Annotated in this window: 13 protein-coding genes and 2 tRNA genes; 5 read left to right on the top strand and 10 right to left on the bottom strand. The window is 62.2% G+C overall.

The genetic code is table 11. The features are described from left to right. Positions 1–7: 7 nt before the first annotated feature. The 4 genes from ACZ5J0_RS06690 to ACZ5J0_RS06675 form a co-directional block, all read right to left on the bottom strand. Positions 8–1,204, bottom strand: a complete 1,197-nt coding sequence (locus tag ACZ5J0_RS06690) for a glycosyltransferase (RefSeq protein WP_142939717.1) — start codon at positions 1,202–1,204, stop codon at positions 8–10. A gap of 95 nt (positions 1,205–1,299) precedes the next feature. Then, positions 1,300–2,217 (bottom strand): DMT family transporter, encoded by a 918-nt coding sequence (locus tag ACZ5J0_RS06685; RefSeq protein WP_142939718.1) that lies wholly within the window; start codon positions 2,215–2,217, stop codon positions 1,300–1,302. Continuing rightward, the gene (locus ACZ5J0_RS06680) at positions 2,217–2,840 is read right to left on the bottom strand and encodes a CDP-alcohol phosphatidyltransferase family protein (RefSeq protein WP_142939719.1); all 624 of its coding nucleotides are present in this window, start codon (positions 2,838–2,840) and stop codon (positions 2,217–2,219) included. The genes ACZ5J0_RS06685 and ACZ5J0_RS06680 overlap by 1 nt, the downstream gene beginning before the upstream one ends. A gap of 45 nt (positions 2,841–2,885) precedes the next feature. Next, positions 2,886–3,734, bottom strand: coding sequence for a phage holin family protein (locus ACZ5J0_RS06675; protein ID WP_142939720.1), 849 nt, complete (start codon positions 3,732–3,734; stop codon positions 2,886–2,888). Positions 3,735–3,906: 172 nt separating this feature from the next. Here ACZ5J0_RS06675 and ACZ5J0_RS06670 point away from each other — a divergent pair, with 172 nt between their 5' ends. The 5 genes from ACZ5J0_RS06670 (at position 3,907) to ACZ5J0_RS06650 (ending at position 9,766) form a co-directional block, all read left to right on the top strand. Beyond that, the gene (locus ACZ5J0_RS06670) at positions 3,907–5,136 is read left to right on the top strand and encodes a multidrug effflux MFS transporter (RefSeq protein WP_142939721.1); all 1,230 of its coding nucleotides are present in this window, start codon (positions 3,907–3,909) and stop codon (positions 5,134–5,136) included. Between the two features lie 50 nt (positions 5,137–5,186). Beyond that, complete coding sequence (locus ACZ5J0_RS06665; RefSeq protein ID WP_464094457.1) at positions 5,187–5,366, top strand: hypothetical protein; 180 nt, start codon at positions 5,187–5,189, stop codon at positions 5,364–5,366. Between the two features lie 143 nt (positions 5,367–5,509). Continuing rightward, positions 5,510–8,008: a bifunctional lysylphosphatidylglycerol flippase/synthetase MprF gene (locus ACZ5J0_RS06660; RefSeq protein ID WP_142939723.1), complete on the top strand. Its 2,499-nt coding sequence runs from the start codon at positions 5,510–5,512 to the stop codon at positions 8,006–8,008. A 22-nt stretch (positions 8,009–8,030) separates the two neighbouring features. Continuing rightward, the gene (locus ACZ5J0_RS06655) at positions 8,031–9,314 is read left to right on the top strand and encodes an alpha/beta hydrolase (protein ID WP_464094456.1); all 1,284 of its coding nucleotides are present in this window, start codon (positions 8,031–8,033) and stop codon (positions 9,312–9,314) included. Positions 9,315–9,358: 44 nt separating this feature from the next. Further along, positions 9,359–9,766, top strand: coding sequence for a hypothetical protein (locus tag ACZ5J0_RS06650; RefSeq protein ID WP_464094455.1), 408 nt, complete (start codon positions 9,359–9,361; stop codon positions 9,764–9,766). Positions 9,767–9,816: 50 nt separating this feature from the next. On the opposite strand, the gene ACZ5J0_RS06645 is transcribed toward ACZ5J0_RS06650, so the two are convergent. From ACZ5J0_RS06645 to ACZ5J0_RS06620, 6 genes are all read right to left on the bottom strand, one after another. After that, positions 9,817–9,889, bottom strand: a tRNA-Asn gene (locus tag ACZ5J0_RS06645). Between the two features lie 116 nt (positions 9,890–10,005). Continuing rightward, positions 10,006–10,078 (bottom strand) — tRNA-Asn (locus ACZ5J0_RS06640). A 53-nt stretch (positions 10,079–10,131) separates the two neighbouring features. Further along, entirely contained in the window at positions 10,132–11,994 is a 1,863-nt protein-coding gene (gene dnaG, locus ACZ5J0_RS06635) for a DNA primase (RefSeq protein WP_142939726.1), read from the bottom strand. Positions 11,995–12,053: 59 nt separating this feature from the next. Continuing rightward, positions 12,054–13,370, bottom strand: coding sequence for a deoxyguanosinetriphosphate triphosphohydrolase (locus ACZ5J0_RS06630; protein ID WP_142939727.1), 1,317 nt, complete (start codon positions 13,368–13,370; stop codon positions 12,054–12,056). A gap of 64 nt (positions 13,371–13,434) precedes the next feature. Beyond that, a complete protein-coding gene (gene dusB / locus ACZ5J0_RS06625) occupies positions 13,435–14,616 on the bottom strand; it encodes a tRNA dihydrouridine synthase DusB (RefSeq protein ID WP_464094454.1) in 1,182 nt (393 codons plus the stop codon). A gap of 113 nt (positions 14,617–14,729) precedes the next feature. Continuing rightward, a complete protein-coding gene (locus ACZ5J0_RS06620; RefSeq protein WP_464094704.1) occupies positions 14,730–16,235 on the bottom strand; it encodes a YibE/F family protein in 1,506 nt (501 codons plus the stop codon). Positions 16,236–16,265: the final 30 nt, after the last annotated feature.

The following is a 16,265-nucleotide window of genomic DNA, read 5'->3' as shown; positions in this document are numbered from 1 at the left end:
GCTTTTGTCACACCACCATGTCCTCGTACGTAGCGCCCCGGTAGAGGTCCTCGAAGGTCTGAAGGGTGCTGTTGATGCTGTGCGGCTCCACCATCTCGCGGCTCAACTTGCCCATGGCCTCAAGCTCGTCCCGGGGAAGTTCCACCAGTTGGGTGATCCTTGCCGCCAACTCGTTGCTGTCGTTGGGGGTGAAGAGGTAACCGTTCTCCCCGTCGCGAACCAAATGCGGCAGCGCCATGGCGTTGGCCAGCAGCACAGGAGTGGAAGCAGACATGGCCTCCAGCGTCACCAGTGACTGAAGCTCGGCTGTCCCGGGCATGCAGAAAATGTCGGCCTTGATGTAGGCCTCACGCAAGTCCTCGTCGCTGGCCAGCCCGAGGAACCTCACCCGGTCCCCCAGCCCAAGCTTAGCTACCTGGGCTTCAAGGGCTGGGCGAACTTCGCCGCCACCCACGATTTCGAGGTTCACGTTCAGTTCCCGTGGAGTCTTGGCCACGGCATCGATCAGCACGTTGATGTGCTTTTCTTCGGCAAGCCGGCCCACGAACAGGACGGTGGGGTTGGCATGCGGCTCAATGACTTCACCTGGCTGCAGCTCGTACGCGGACGAGTCGATGCCGTTGGAAAGGGGCAGGACCTTCCGCAGGAAAGCGTGCTGGTGCATGGCCTTGGCAGCGAGCGGTGTGGGTGTGGTGACCACGTCGGCCTGGCCCATGACCTTGCCCATGTCTTTCCACGAAACTCGTCCCACAATGTCCTTGAACCACTGCGGGAAGGGCAGGAACGGGTTGAGGTTCTCGGGCATGAAGTGGTTGGTGGCCACAACCCTGATGCCGCGTTTCACGGCCTCGTAGAGGACGTGTTCACCGATCATATAGTGGCTCTGGATGTGAACGACGTCAGGCTGGACTTTGTCGAAGAGGAGGCTGATTTCCTTCTTGATTTCCCACGGGAAGCAAATACGGAAGTACTCATGGGTGAAAACGCCATGCGAGCGGAGCCGGTGAACGGTGGCTTCATCGCGGAACTCGGTATAGCTCTTGCCTGTGTCCGGACGGCAGGCCAATACGTGCACGTTGTGTCCGCGTGCCGTCATCCCCTTGGCCAGGCGGTAGCCGAACTGGGCGGCACCGTTGACATGCGGCGGGTAGGTATCCGCGGCAATCAGAATAGTGAGGGGCTTGTTGGTGTCGGGAATGGTCACGTGGAGAACTCCTGATGGTCACGGTGCGGACAGCACTGCTTGTGGCAATGCTGCGGTGTCGCCGGGTTGCCGCCCGCAACAGCGGTGGCGCAAGGTCAAGCTTTGCCCTGGGCTTTCCGGTTGGCAGCCGCCTTTGCATCCTTCTTGCGTTTGGTGACTTCCGGATGGTGCCGGCTTAGGGCAATAACCCCCACGATAGCAAGCGTAGCGGCCGCCGCCATGGCGATGGCCATCACGGCGTGGACATCGGGACGAAGCTCACCCAGAATCACAATGCCAATTGCGATGCCCACCATGGGGTCGATCACGGTCAGGCCGGCAATGACCAGGTCCGGTGGGCCGCCGGAATAAGCGCTCTGAACGAACCATGACCCCAGTCCCCCGGCGGCCACGATCGCTATCAGCGTGTACCACTGAACGTTCAGCAGGAACAAGCCGTTGGGGTCCAGCAGGTGCTTGCCGATGATGCGGGTCAAAACGGCGACGAAGCCGAACAGGACACCGGCTCCCAAAATGTAGATGAAGGCACTCATCCGGTGTTTGAACAGAACCGCAAGTGTCCCAAAAATGCCCACCGCAAGGGCCAGGAGGAGAACGATTGTCAGTTCGTCGTCGCTGTTGACGTGATGGTTCTCCTGCGTGACGTTGACGGCCAGGAGCACGAACAGCGCCGAACCAGTCACACAGGCACTGATGGCCACCACGGTTGCACGGTTGATGCTCAAACCTTGGTCCTTGGCATTGACCACTGTGGTGATCACCAGCGCAATGGCACCAATAGGCTGCACCACCGTGAGAGGTGCTGAGACCAAGGCGATGGCGTTCATCACCATTCCGAGGGCGAGGAACAGCAGGCCCAGCATCCATCGGGGATTCCGCAGGAGCCGCAGGAAACCGTTGGAGCTTAGCGCCAAGCCGCCGGTGTCGGCTTTCACGGCGCTGCCCTGCCGCTGGGCGCCGATGGCGAGGAAGAAGGCACCAAGTACCGCGAGAAAAACCGCCAGCCAGACCATCAGCCTCGTCCGCCGTCGTCGGTTTTCAATTCTTTTCCTTTGCGCAGGATGGCCCAGTAGTAGTTGTAAGCGGCTATCCAGTGGCCGATCAGGCCCAGGCCCAGGAACGTCCAGGCGGCCACGAAGTAGACGTCGGTGAAAGCAATGGGCAACTTGGACAGGACCAGCAACGGCGTACCAATCAGCAGCAGCCCCGTGCGGATCTTGCCGATGATGCTCACCGGAAGGTCCGGGTGGCTCCGGAAGTAAATCAGGGATGCAACAGCCAGGACGGCGTCCGGCACCAGTAGCGCGGCCAGGTACCACCACTGCACGACGCCGGCAATCGCCAGTGTGAAGGCGACCGCCAGCAGTGCGGCCCGGTCTGCCATGGGATCCAGGATCCGGCCAAGCTTGGAAGTCTGGTCGAAGCGTCTGGCGATGTAGCCATCCACCCAGTCGGTACTGCCCATGATGACGAGCACCAGGACCGCGAAACCGTACTCCTGTTCGGACAGGACGAGCCAGACGAACAGTGGCACACCCATGAAGCGAAGTACCGTGAGGATGTTGGGGACAGTGAAGATGAGGTCGTGATCAACCTGCGGCCGGTCAGGGTGCGACCCAGCTCCGATCAATCTCATCTTCTCCCCCTTCCTCGTCTTCAGTGTTGGTGGCGCCGCTGGCTGCTACTTCTTCAGTAACTTCCGCAGTGCAACAACGAACACCACTGCAGCCGTGGCAAACGCAGCAAGGTCCTTCCACCGGGCGGCAAGCCGTTCGGTGAGACTCTCAGGGACGGAGTCTCCAAGGTCGGCAAACTTCGCCGCAGCGAATTCCCTGCTCTCCTGGAACTTTCCATTGGCGCTCTGCAGCAGGGCCTGGCCCTGTTTCTTGACGTCCAGCTGCTCACCGAGCTCGTCGCGAACGCCCGTGAGGTGTTCGCGGCGGCGCTTCAGGCGCGAGCGAAGCTCGGCTTCGGTGGGCGCCTTGACGGCATCGGCTTCCTTGGCGGCTTCCTTTGCAGCCTTCTCTGCCTTGGCCTTCTGCGCAGCCGCTTCCTTTTCGGCCTTGGCTGCCTTGGCGGCGGGCGAGTTGGGGTCGAGGATGGACTCGTCGAAGTCAGAGCCTTCCTTGGCGATTCCCAGATCATGTTTGATCCCCCGGATGGTGTCCTCGGGGACCAAGGGCATGGCCTTCTTGAACTTGGCAATACCAATCAGGGACGCGATGGCCACAATCACCAGGAAAAAGGCGGCAACAATCAGAGCCGCCAGCCAGCCGGGCATAATGGTGGCCAATCCCAGGATCGCCGCGACAACCAGTGCAATGACCAGGAGCGCCATGAACACAAGCGCTACTCCGAAGAAGGCACCGGCGATGCCAACCTGCGTGGCTTTTCGCTTAAGTTCAACCTTCGCCAAGGCTATTTCGTCGTTGAGTTGCCTCGGAGCCAGCCTTGCTACGAGCTTGAGGGTCTTCGGCAAAGTACGAATGGCTGGTCCTTGACTGGGCCGGCCGGTGTGACGTCCACTCATGGGTTCCGCCTAACTGCTTCCTCTGGGCATCGTGTAAGGCGAACGCGGCGAAAAACCATCCCCGCGGACACCTGTCCTCAAAGCTATCATTCAGGTTCCTGCTGAACTTTCGGCATCATGCCCCGGCGCGCCCGTCATACGTCCAATAAATATGATCCGGGCCATAGGATAGATGATCGTGACCTCTCCCATTGCTCCGGGCGATTCTCTGAGCCGACGCGAAAAACTCGTCTACATTCTCTTGTTGGGTGCACTGACCGCCCTCGGTCCTTTCACGATCGACCTCTATCTTCCGGCGTTCCCCGCTTTGGAAGAGAGTTTTGATGTCTCGGCGGCGGCGATCCAGCTCACTCTGACCGGTACCACGGTTGGCTTCGGGCTCGGCCAACTGCTGGTGGGACCCTTCAGTGACAAGGTGGGGCGTCGGCTTCCGCTCATTCTGGCCACAGCCGTGCATATCGGCTCATCGCTGGGTGCGGCGCTTGCCACAGACATCGGGATGTTGTCGTTATTCCGCGTGCTCATGGGGATCGGTGCTGCCGGAGGTGGCGTGGTGGCCATGGCCATGGTCCGGGATCTCTTCCACGGCTACTCCATGGTCCGGATGTTCTCGCGGATGTCGCTGGTTAACGGATTGGCCCCCATCCTGGCGCCGGTCATCGGCTCCCAGCTGCTGTTGGCTTTCCCTTGGCCGGGCATCTTTTTCTTCCTGGCCGCTTATGGACTGCTGGTCATCCTTGCTTCGATCTTCTTCATCCGGGAAACACTTCCGGCTGAGCAGCGGGGAAAATCCACTGTCACCGTGCGCCAGCGCTACAAGACCGTCCTGACGGACAGGATCTTTGTGGGCATGGTGCTGGTGGGAAGCCTGAATTTCGGTGGACTTTTCGCTTATCTATCAGCATCGACCTTTCTTTTCCAAAACGTCTACGGCTTTTCGCCGCAGGAATACGGCATCCTGTTCGGTATCAACTCCTTGGGCATCGTGGCAGGCGTACAGATCAGCTCCCGACTGATCCGACGGGTGGCTCCGCAGTGGATCGTGGCCGGTGCTACGGCCTTCATGCTGTTCATCGCCCTGCTGATCGTGGTGCTTGACCTGTTCCATGTGGGTTTGTGGGGCATCCTCATCCCTCTGTGGTTCTACATTTGCGCCACTGGCTTCATGTTCCCGTGCGTTCAGGTCCTGTCCCTGGCCAACCACGGCGCGCAAGCGGGCACCGCTGCATCGCTCCTGGGCGCATCCCAATTCATGATGGCCGGTATTGTCCCGCCGGTGGTGGGTTGGCTGGGCGTCAGCTCCGCTGTACCCATGGGCGCGGTCATGGCCGTCTGCATCACTGGCGCTATTGCGGCGCTTTGGCTGGTTGTGCGGCCGCGGTCGGTTCCGTCTATTCATTAGGCCGACTCCTGAGGACCGGCTCTTGAGAACCGGCCCCGTAGGCTGTGACCATGACTAATAAACCGCACCGCAACGGCAGGGGCCTCTTCCTTGGCGCCTTGCTTGGAGCCCTGGCCGGTGCTCTTCTCGGTCGCACCGCGGGAAGCGCACTGTTCGGCGCCATCCTGGGCGCCGTGATCGGCGCCGCTGTGCTCTACCGCGTGAACCCCGGCCCTTGGAAGCGGGACTAAGCCAGCTGCAAGCATGACTAAGCCGGCCCCGCAGGCGACCCGCCGACGTCGGGAACCACCAACCCCTCCCCTAACCGCGTACCGCAGGGCAGAATGGTGGCCAGCCGGGTAACCGGTGCTTGAACCGGTGAAGGGGACATCACATGAGCACGGCTGTTGTATTCCGGGGCAGTGTTCGCGGCTTGGCAACCTTACGGAGGTTGCCGCTGACGCTGGCGCTGGTGGTGCTCCTTTGGGTGCTGGGCGCTATCTCCGGCAGCCTCGTCAACGGCCCCGGACAAGATCTGCTGGATCAAGTGGGAATTGGCTTGGCAGTGGAGCCAGGACCGTGGTGGTCAATCTTCACCTCGGGGTTCTTCGCCTCCTCCTTGCTCGACTACCTGGCCTGCACAGCGGCGATCCTGGTGGGTGTGGGCATCGCCGAACGCGTTATGGGGCCTTGGCTGGCCCTGGCTGCTTTCATTGCCGGTTCAGCCCTCAGTGCCCTGGTACTTGTGGTGCTGGTGACCTTCGGAACGGATGCCAGCGACCAATGGCTCAGTTTCCTGGGCGGCGAATATGTAGTGGGCGCCTATGGTGGCGCCGCCGCAGCGCTGGGATGTTCGACGGCGGCGCTTGATGCACTGTGGCGTCGGCGCCTGCGGACGTGGTTGCTGGCCGCCACGCTGATGTTTGCCTTGTTCGTTGGGGTCGCCCAAACCCTGCAGGCGCTTGCCGGGGCCGTGATCGGCATCCTGGCAGGTTGGGCCATCCAGTCGCTGGTCCTGCGCCGCAGGGCAGGCTCGTTGCACTCCTCAAGCCTTCGCGAAACACGGTTCCTGGTGGGCACCGTGGTGGGTGTCTTCGCGGTGGGACCTTTGCTGACGCAACTGACCGGAACGTGGGAAGTCGGCCCCCTGTCGGTGGTTTCCGAGGTGATGCTTCAGGCAAGTCCCGACGCCGATGAGGTTCAGGAAGCCTGCAATAACGACAACAACTGTGTCACCCTGCAAAGCATCGTGGGTGTCCAGAGCTTCGGCGCGGCCATTCTGACGCTGATTCCTGTGCTGCTGTTGCTGGTCTGCGCTGAGGGTCTGAGGCGCGGCCGGCGGCTCGCATACCGGCTGACCCTTGTGATCCAGCTGTATCTGGCAGCCGTAACTGTCCTCTCCATCCTTCAGTACGTGACCGATCCGGGGGTCACACTAGGCGATGACGACTTCGCCTACCTCCTGCTGTACGCGGTCCCCGCAGTCCTCGCGCCTGTCATCATCGCGGTGCTGCTTCTGGTGAACCGGCATAAGTTCCGCGTCGAATCCAGCGACGCCGGGTACCGGGTTCTTGGCCGGACCTCGCTCGTTCTGGCTGTGGCCGCTGTGATCTTCTATGTGATCTTCTGGTTCCTCGAAGGCAACCCGGGCCGCTCCACCCTGTTGGACCTTGCCGGGCAACTGACCCACATCCTGGTACCTTTCCCGGTCCCCTTCGTGGTGGCCCTGCCCCAGGGCCTGCTCAGCACAGTGCTGTACGGCCTGGGCGGGGACATCATCTGGCTCTGCATCCTGGTGCTGGTCCTGAACAACTTCCGGCGGTTCAGGATGCTGGCCACCGATCCGGCGGCGGATCTGGGACACGCCAGGGAACTGCTGCATGATGGCGGCGGCACGTTGTCCTGGATGGCTCTCTGGGACAACAACCAGTACTGGTTCACCCCGGACAGGAAAGCTGGAATCGCCTATCAGGTCCATAACGGGGTGGCCCTCACCGTTGCCGGCCCTTTCGGCGCTGAGGAGCACCATGCCGAGGCAGCGACGGGTTTCGTCAAGCACTGCGCCAACCTGGGCCTGATCCCGTGCTTCTATTCGGCAACGGCAGAGCTGGATGTCCCACTGCTCCCCCACGGCTTCAGGAAATTGGAAGTAGCTGAAGAGACACTCCTCAACGTCCAGGCCATGACCTTCAAGGGGAAAGAGTGGCAGAACGTCCGGACCGCACTCAACCGCGCAGACAAACTTGCCATCAAGGATCACTGGTACCCCTACCCTGAGATGCCTCCGGGAATCAGGGCGCAGCTGGCTGAGATCTCCGAAGAATGGGTGGCCGATAAGGCCCTTCCGGAGATGGGCTTCACCCTGGGCGGCTTGAACGAGCTCAAAGATCCCGAGGTGCTCTGCTGCGTGGCGGTGGATGACGACGGATTGGTCCACGGGGTAACCAGCTGGCTCCCGGTCTTCACCCACGGGGTCATCTCAGGGTGGACCTTGGACTTCATGCGCCGCCGCACCACAGGTTTCAAGGGCGTCATGGAATTCCTGATCGCCTCTGCCGTGACCCACTTCAAAGAAGAAGTACCCCAAATCTCCCTATCCGGCTCACCGCTCGCCACTGCAGGGGCCGGTGCCGGCGATGGAGACCGCAGCGCTTTGGACCGCGTCCTTGCGCTCCTGGGAAACGCCCTGGAACCCATGTACGGTTTCAAATCCTTGGCCGCTTTCAAATCAAGGTTCCAGCCCGAACACAGGACGCTATACATGTACTACCAGGACCCGTTGGCCTTGCCTTCCATCGGCATCGCGGTGGGTTCGGCCTACCTGCCGGGGCTGTCCCCCACGCAGAGCGCCGGGCTGTTGCGGCAAATGGTAGCCAAGGAGCCAGCCGCATGAGGCACGAGCGGACCTCCCGGTCATGAACGAGCTCTTGAAGCTCGAGATCAGCGGCCCCGTCGTCATGATCATCGCCGGGGTGATCGGCGTCGGCTTTTTCCTGCTGTTGTTCCTGAGGCCGTCAGCGCGTTGGGCCCGTACCGCGATCACGGCGATTGTGGTGGCGGGACTGTTCGGGTGGTTGACCGTGTGGCTCGTGGAGGACGTCATGGACGTCTTTCATGTGGGGCTGACGCCGCGGGTGTGGTTCTGGGCGATTTCCTGCTTTGCCGCCGTGGGTCTGGCCGTGGTCAGTTTCCGCCATAGCCAGCGCTGGCGGAAGGTAGTGGCGGCTCTCTCGATTCCTGTGTTCGTGGTGGTGGCCGGTCTGGGCATCAACACCGAGTTCGGGCTCAACAAAACCTTGGGCTCAGCGCTGGGAATCTCCACGGAGGACGCCATTCAACTGGCCAAACCTGACCCGGACGCCCCTGTCCCGGCCGGTCCGCTATGGCAGAGCTGGAAGCCCCCTGCCGACCAGCCGGCGAAGGGCGAAGCAGGAACCCAGGTCATACCAGCCACCGTCTCCGGTTTTGTCGCCAGGCCGGCGGGCATCTACCTGCCCCCTGCCGCCCTCACGGCACATCCGCCCAAGCTGCCCTTGTTCGTCCTCATGATGGGCCAGCCGGGACTCCCTGATCCGCAATACGTGTCGGCCGCCCTGGACGAGTTCGCAGCCAGGAACAACGGCCTTGCCCCCATCGCAATCGTGGCAGACCAGATCGGCCCCGACCAGAATGACACCCTCTGCCTGGACACCGCCAAGTACGGCAACGTTGAGAAGTACATCAACCAGGACGTGGTGAATTGGGCAAAAGCGAACTTGAACATCCTCGAGGACCGCGAACACTGGACCATAGCCGGCTACTCCAATGGCGGCCAATGCGCAATCTCGTTCGCGGTCAAATACCCGCAGATGTGGGGCAACGTGGTGGACATCTCCGGCGAGGAATTTCCCGGCGCGGAGGACCCGGCCGGCAACCTTGCATCGATCTTCGATGGCAACCAGGCTGCCTACGATGCCCAGAAGCCCATCAACAACATGAAAGGCAAGCAGTTCCCTAACACAACGGCAGTTTTCACCGTAGGCTCGGACGACACCACGTACGTGGCAGCCGCCAAGGCAGTCTCCGCTGCCGCCCGGGATGCTGGGATGACCGTGACGTACTACGAAGTGCCTAACGGCGGTCACGTTGGCTTGGCGTTGAACGCAGGCCTGACCAAGGGTTTCGACGTACTGTACCCAAGGCTTGGACTCTCAAAATAGCCTTTGCCCTTTTGCCAGCCCGGGACCGGCGATAAAGTTGAGCTGTGCCACATGGGCAAGAGCTGCAGCCGCTTCCGGCACCGTGGCAGCGTCGGGATGAACGCATCCTGCCGCTGTGGTGGGACCGCCTGTGCTCGGTGACCAGCCCTCAGTCGGCTGCATTATACGCCGCCGGGCTCTTTACCGATGACCGTCGCAGACCCATTGCCCAGTGGTACAATCCCGAAACCGACGCCGCGCTGTTGGTCGCATCGGAGACCTCGCCGGAATGGCCGGTCCAACGCTTTGGCATCTTCTATGCCCCGCCAGGAGGCGGCTTTACCCGCGTTTACTCGGCGCCCCACGAATGGCATCCCCGCGAACCCCGGACTCCGCCCACCGAGCAGGATTCGTTCCTGGCGGCGGTGGTCGAGGCGGCCCGGTTCCTGCAAGTGGAGATGGATTTTGTGTGATCAAAAAGCAGACCCCGCACCAGCTGAAAAGCCGGTACGGGGTCCCGTTGCTCCTCCGACTGGACTTGAACCAGTAACCCTTCGATTAACAGTCGAATGCTCTGCCAATTGAGCTACGGAGGAATGAAGCGGTTATGACTTTAGCAAAGGTTCTACCGGAATGCGAAATCGACTCACCATACCCCTCGGGGGTATAAAAATACCCCCGTTTCGAAGGCTCGAAACGGGGGTATTGCGCGCTCCTCCGACTGGACTTGAACCAGTAACCCTTCGATTAACAGTCGAATGCTCTGCCAATTGAGCTACGGAGGAATGAAGCGGTTACTAGCTTAACAGGGGCCCGCCGGAAAGTGAAATCGGCGCTTTCAACCGTCCGAACGCAGCGACCTGCGCTCCATTTCGAGTTGCATCAGCTCCCGGTTCAGCCGCTGGAACTCCTCCGGATTGGCACCTGCATCCAAGCGCTGCAGCTGACCCATCTTGTCTGCCTTGATCCTGGTGATCTGCAATTCGAAAAGACGGGCCAGGATGTCACGGCAGTACCGCTGCATGGCCTCCGCAGTGCTCGCCGGCAGGGGCGTCACTGCCAACTCCGAGACCAGTGGCCTCAAGGGCTCGGGAACTTCCTGACGGACCTGCTCCACCCACGCCACGGGGTCATCCGAGTGTGCCAGACCGGCAGCCCGCACGGCAGTGTGGACGGCGGCGTAAGCAGGAGTGGTGAACTGCGAGGCCTCGAAACGCTCCCAGGCTCCCCCGCCCAGCACTGATGGCTCCTGGAGGACCACTTCAAGCGCTTGGCGTTCCATACCGGCTATGGGGTCCCGGGGATCGGGCCGTTGGAAGACGGGACCGCTCGACGCCGGTGCCGTCGACTGTTCTCCCGCGCCGCCCGCGGCGGCGCGCTTGGCAGCTCCGCCAACGAATCGACTGACCTCTTCGATGGGCATGCCCAGCCACCCGGCAAGTTCGCGGGTGTAGCCCGGCCGCGCGGCAGAGTCCCTGATTTGCGCCACCACGGGGGCGGCTTCGCGCAAGGCGGCCACACGCCCTTCCACGGTGTCGAGGTTGTGCCTGCGGAGCGAGGCCTTGATGGCGAACTCAAAGAGGGGTTTCCGGCTGCTAATCAGATCCCGCACCGCGGAATCGCCCTTGAGTTGACGAAGATCACAGGGATCGGCGCCGCTGGGTTCAACAGCGACATACGTCTGGGCTTGGAACCGCTGGTCTTCTTCGAATGCCCGCAGGGCAGCTTTTTGGCCGGCGGCATCGCCGTCGAAGGTGAAGATGACCTCTCCCCCGCTGCCGTCGTCCGAGAGCAGCCGCCGGGCCACCTTGATGTGCTCGGTACCGAAAGCAGTACCACAGGTGGCCACCGCCGTCGTAACTCCGGCGAGGTGGCAGGCCATGACGTCCGTGTACCCCTCGACCACTACCAATTGACGTTCCTTGGCGATGTTCCGTTTGGCGATGTCGATCCCGTAGAGGACTTGGGATTTCTTGTACAGCGTGGTTTCAGGAGTGTTCAGGTATTTGGGGCCTTGGTCGTCCTCGTAGAGCTTCCGCGCGCCGAAGCCGATGGTGTCGCCTGCGATGTCCCTGATGGGCCAGATCAGCCTTCCACGGAAACGATCGTAGATTCCCCGGTTTCCTTCCGAGAACATGCCTGTGAGCTTCAACTCAGCATCAGTGAACCCACGGCCGCGGAGATGCTTCAACAGTGCGTCCCAGCCCTGGGGCGCGTATCCGACGCCAAAATGTTCGGCGGCGGCGCGGTCGAAACCGCGGCCGTCCAGGAAGTTCCGCCCCTCGGCAGCTCCCGGCGTCAGCAACTGCGCACGGAAGAACTCATCGGCGATCTTGTGAGCGTCCAACAGGCGTTGGCGCTTGCCCACCTCTTCACGGCTGGGACCGGTGCCGCCGTCCTCGTAGCGCAGCTCGTAGCCGATTCTGGCAGCCAGTTTCTCTACGGCCTCGTGGAACGAGCTATGGTCCATTTTCTGGACAAAGGAGATGGCATCGCCGTCTTCCCCGCACCCGAAACAGTGGTACCGGCCCACTTGCGGGCGGACAGTGAACGAGGGTGAGCGTTCGTCGTGGAACGGGCACAGGCCCTTAAAACTGCCTAGCCCGGCGCCCTTGAGGGTGACGTAACCGTCAACGACTTCCTTGATATCCGTGCGCTGGCGTACTTCGTCTATATCTTCACGTTTGATCAGGCCAGCCACGTCACCATCCTAGTCGCTCGCCCCGGGCGTCCCCGCCGTTAACGGCAGGGTTCCGCGGGCTACCAGAGCGAGGGAAGGCTTCCCACAAGCCGCTCATACATGGCCAACGCGGAGACGTCCGTCAGCGAAGCGACTTGGTCGATCACCACGCGCAGCCGCGCACCGTCGTCGACGGCGTCGCGCCAGTCAGAGGCAAACATCGGCTCCAGGTGACGGTCACCTGTGGCGTTCAAGACGCCGACCAGTGCGTGCAGCACTTCGCGTTGACGCTCGTACACCGGCTGGCGATGGTCGGTGGAGATCACGAACGTGGTGGCCAGGCCCTTGAGGACCGCAATCTCAGTGACAGTTTCCTCAGGAACCATGAGCTCGGCGTCGTACCGGGTCAGGTTGGCCGGGCCGAAGTGCGCACGGGTTGTCTCCATGGCGCTCTGGCAGAACCGGCCGATCAACTGGCTGGTCATATCCTTCAGCGCAGCCATGGATTTCCGGCTGCCGTCAGCTTCGCGCACCCAAACTTTGGTGGCTTCCAGGCGGGCAAGGGCAGCATCAATCTCGGCGGGATCGTTATGCGGCAAATACCACTGCTTCGTGTAGCCCACCACGCGCGCCCGGTGGTCCGGGTTCTCCATCCATTTGAGCTGGAAATGACCGGCGACGATCGCATCCTCAACATCGTGGACCGAGTAGGAAATATCGTCTGCAAGGTCCATCACCTGGGCCTCGATGCAGGAACGGTTACCCGGAGCGCCTTCACGCAGCCATTCAAAGACGGGAAGATCGTCCTCGTAGGCGCCGAATTTGCTGGTGCGGTGCCCATGAATGACAGGAGCATCGACGGCGGACCACGGGTACTTGGACGCGGCGTCCAGGCTGGCACGGGTCAGGTTGAGTCCTGCAGGCCTGCCGTCCTCTGCCAGTACCTTGGGTTCCAGGCGGGTCAGGAGCCGCAGGGTTTGGGCGTTGCCTTCGAAGCCGCCAATGGTGTGCGCAACTTCATTGAGCGCGGACTCACCGTTGTGGCCGAAGGGCGGATGGCCGAGATCGTGGCTTAGGCATGCAGTGTCCACCACATCAGGATCACAGCCGAGGGACCGGCCCAGTTCGCGGCCTACCTGCGCCACCTCCAGGCTGTGGGTCAACCTGGTTCGGACAAAGTCATCCGTGTCCGGGGCAACTACCTGCGTTTTTGCGCCGAGCCTGCGCAACGCCGAGGAGTGCAGGACCCTGGCGCGGTCCCGTTCAAAGTCGGAGCGATAGTTGCTCTTGCGGGGCTCTTCGACCCACCGCGCGGAATCTGCCTCGGCGTATCCGGGGATGGCCAGCACAAAATCGTGGGCCGTCCCGTCGTGGCCAAGAATCGCTTCGGTTCCCATGGGTATCTGCCTCCTTCAAGCGCCGGGGTGTGGAGCTTCTTGAGTCAGTCTTACACGTGTGAGGCTAGCCGCCCGAAACGTCCAGCTCTGCGGCCGAGATATCCGCGCTCTGTTCAGCGTTCAGCTGACGGCTCTCCAGCCAGTCCTTGGGCAACGCAGGCTTCTTGGGCGAACCAGCGCGGCCGCGGGGGCCCTCGGAATCGACTCCCGGGTAGGGCGAGTCCATATCCAGTTCATCAAGGTATTCGCGCAGCACCTCGAGGGTGGGAACGGTGGCCAGTTTGGCGCGGAGTTCGCCACCCACAACATAGCCCTTGAAGTACCAGGCCATGTGCTTGCGGATCTCACGGAGTGCCTTGTACTCATCGTTGCCGAAGGTCTCCACCATCAGCTCAGCATGGCGGTAGACGCCCTCCGCCACTTCCCGGAGCCCGGGGCGGTGCCGCTGGTCGCTGCCCTCAAACGCTGCCTGGAGGTCGCCGAACAACCAGGGGCGGCCCTGGCAACCGCGGCCCACTACGACACCGTCCACACCGGTTTCCCGGACCATGCGAACTGCATCCTCGGCAGACCAAATGTCGCCGTTGCCCAGCACCGGGATGTCCGGCAGAGCTTCGCGGAGGCGGGCAATGGCGGACCAGTCGGCCTGGCCGGAATAGAACTGCGCGGCAGTCCTGCCGTGAAGTGCGACGGCGGCTACTCCGGCGTCGCGGGCGATCCGGCCGGCGTCTAGGTACGTCAGGTGATCATCATCAATGCCTTTGCGCATTTTGATGGTGAGCGGGATATCGCCCTTGGCGGCTTCCTTGACTGCTGTATTGACGATTGAGGTGAACAGATCGATCTTCCAAGGAAGCGCTGAACCGCCACCGCGCCGGGTGACCTTGGGCACGGGGCAGCCGAAGTTGAGGTCGATGTGATCGGCCCGGTCCTCTTCCACCAGCATCCGCACCGCGGCGCCCACCGTCACAGGATCCACACCGTAGAGCTGCACGGAACGGACTTTCTCGTCCTCATCATGGGAGATGATGCGCAACGATTCCGGCGTCCGCTCCACAAGGGCACGGGACGTCACCATCTCGGCCACGTACATGCCGCCGCCGTATTCACGGCAGAGCCTGCGGAAGGCCGAGTTGGTGATGCCGGCCATCGGGGCAAGGATCACGGGTGTGTCCACGGTGATCCTGCCAAGCTTCAATGGCGGGAGCTCAAGCTTTGGTGCGGGGGGCGTTGCTACAACAGTCACCTAACCATTGTTGCAAATCCGGGCAAATCGGCGGACAGCCCGCCGAATCGCCTGCTTGATCGTCCAGCACACCGTAGTCAGGCGGGCCCTGGGGGCAAGATCCAGACCCGGCGTCAGGTGGTGTTGTCGTTGCTTCCGCCGCGGCGCTCCGCTTCCCGTTGTGCACGGCGGCTACCCGGGCGTGCCGGCTTGCCGTGAGCGTCAAGGCGCGTGTCGGCGTCGTGCGTGTCCTCCGACCCTGAACCCGCGACGACGGCGGCTGCTGCCAGCGAACCGGTGTCCTTAAGCTCATCGGGACTCACCGAGGCCCCGCCTGCGGCGGCAAGGCGCTTTATGCCGGTGGCCTTCACCACCAGGACAGCGATCAGGGTGGTGACGGGGATGGCAAGAACCAGGCCGATGGAGCCCACCAAGGTGCGGATGACTTCCTCGGACAGCTCGGCACTGGTCAGTGCTTCCGCGAGCGGGCGGTCATAGAGCATCACAATGATGAGGATGGGAAGTGCGGCGCCGGCGTAGGCAAAGGCGATGGTGTAGACGGTGGAAGCGATGTGGTCCCGCCCGATCCGCATAGCCGAGGAGAACAGCTTGCGGGCACTGGTGTTGGGCGCCAGTTCGTAAAGTTCCCACACTGCGGAGGACTGCGTGATTGTCACATCGTTGAGAACGCCCAGGCCGGAAATGATGAGGCCGCAGAGGATGATCCCGGAGATCGAGATCTGCGGGGACATGTTCACCAGCGTTGAAGCGTCGTGGTTCCCCACTCCGGCCAAATTAGCCGCGTCCGTAGCCCACGCCGCCAACAGCGCAGTGATGCTGAGCCCAAAGATCGTGCCCAGCAGAGCCGTAGACGTTCGCGCCGAGAACCCGTGCGCAAAGTACAGGACCCCGATCATGATCACCGTAGAGCCCACCAGAGCCAGCAGGAGCGGCGGTTTTCCTTCCACCAAACCCGGCAGAATGAAGCTCACCAGGACAAAATAGGCACCCACCAGGCCAAGAAGCGCCCGGAAGCCGCGCCAACGGGCCACCGCGATGACCACCGCTGCGTACAGGACAGCCAGGAGGGCGATGGGAATGCTGCGGACAAAGTCCACAAATACATAAGCCGGGGCGCCGCTTCCAGCACTTGCCCCCTGGACGGCGGACAGGTTGAGGTACCGGATGGAGTCCCCCACATCCACGCCGTGGGACATGGCCACGTCAGGGTTGATGACAACCTTCACCACGTCCCCGCCCTTATCCGGCTCCGTGAAGGCGAACGTGCACTGGGATCCGCCGGACTGGCTGTTCTGGCCCGTGTCAGTTTGGCCCGTGTTGCTTTGGCCGGTGTTGCCCTGGCCCGTGTTGCTTTGACCCGTCTGCGTGCAGCTTTCCACCACCACGCTCTGAATCTTGCCAGTGTCGAACGTGACTCCGGGGGCGGGTTGGTATGGGCTTGAAAACGTGATGCCCTCGCGGCTGCCGGAAGGCCACAGGACCATCATGGCCACGAGCGTCAGGACGCCCACCGGAACAAGAATGGCCGCGAGAATCCAGTTGGCCCGCTTCCGCGACGCAATGGCCTGCGGGGTTGGCTCGGAATTTTCAGAATGACCGTGGGAGTGACCGTGGCCCATCAGCAGCAAAACCTCATGCCTTAACCCTAC

The sequence above is a fragment of the Arthrobacter sp. DualSoilB13 genome, from assembly GCF_055389195.1.
Note: the sequence above shows the minus strand (reverse complement) of the source record. Positions and strands in the feature narration are given on the sequence as shown.

Excerpts from the sequence above, each read along its gene's own strand:
- ACZ5J0_RS06685 (WP_142939718.1), bottom strand. The coding sequence starts at position 2,217 with ATGGTCTGGCTGGCGGTTTTTCTCGCGGTACTTGGTGCCTTCTTCCTC.
- ACZ5J0_RS06680 (WP_142939719.1), bottom strand. The coding sequence starts at position 2,840 with ATGAGATTGATCGGAGCTGGGTCGCACCCTGACCGGCCGCAGGTTGAT.
- ACZ5J0_RS06675 (WP_142939720.1), bottom strand. The coding sequence starts at position 3,734 with ATGAGTGGACGTCACACCGGCCGGCCCAGTCAAGGACCAGCCATTCGT.
- ACZ5J0_RS06670 (WP_142939721.1), top strand. The coding sequence starts at position 3,907 with ATGATCGTGACCTCTCCCATTGCTCCGGGCGATTCTCTGAGCCGACGC.
- ACZ5J0_RS06665 (WP_464094457.1), top strand. The coding sequence starts at position 5,187 with ATGACTAATAAACCGCACCGCAACGGCAGGGGCCTCTTCCTTGGCGCC.
- ACZ5J0_RS06660 (WP_142939723.1), top strand. The coding sequence starts at position 5,510 with ATGAGCACGGCTGTTGTATTCCGGGGCAGTGTTCGCGGCTTGGCAACC.
- ACZ5J0_RS06655 (WP_464094456.1), top strand. The coding sequence starts at position 8,031 with ATGAACGAGCTCTTGAAGCTCGAGATCAGCGGCCCCGTCGTCATGATC.
- ACZ5J0_RS06630 (WP_142939727.1), bottom strand. The coding sequence starts at position 13,370 with ATGGGAACCGAAGCGATTCTTGGCCACGACGGGACGGCCCACGATTTT.
- ACZ5J0_RS06620 (WP_464094704.1), bottom strand. The coding sequence starts at position 16,235 with ATGGGCCACGGTCACTCCCACGGTCATTCTGAAAATTCCGAGCCAACC.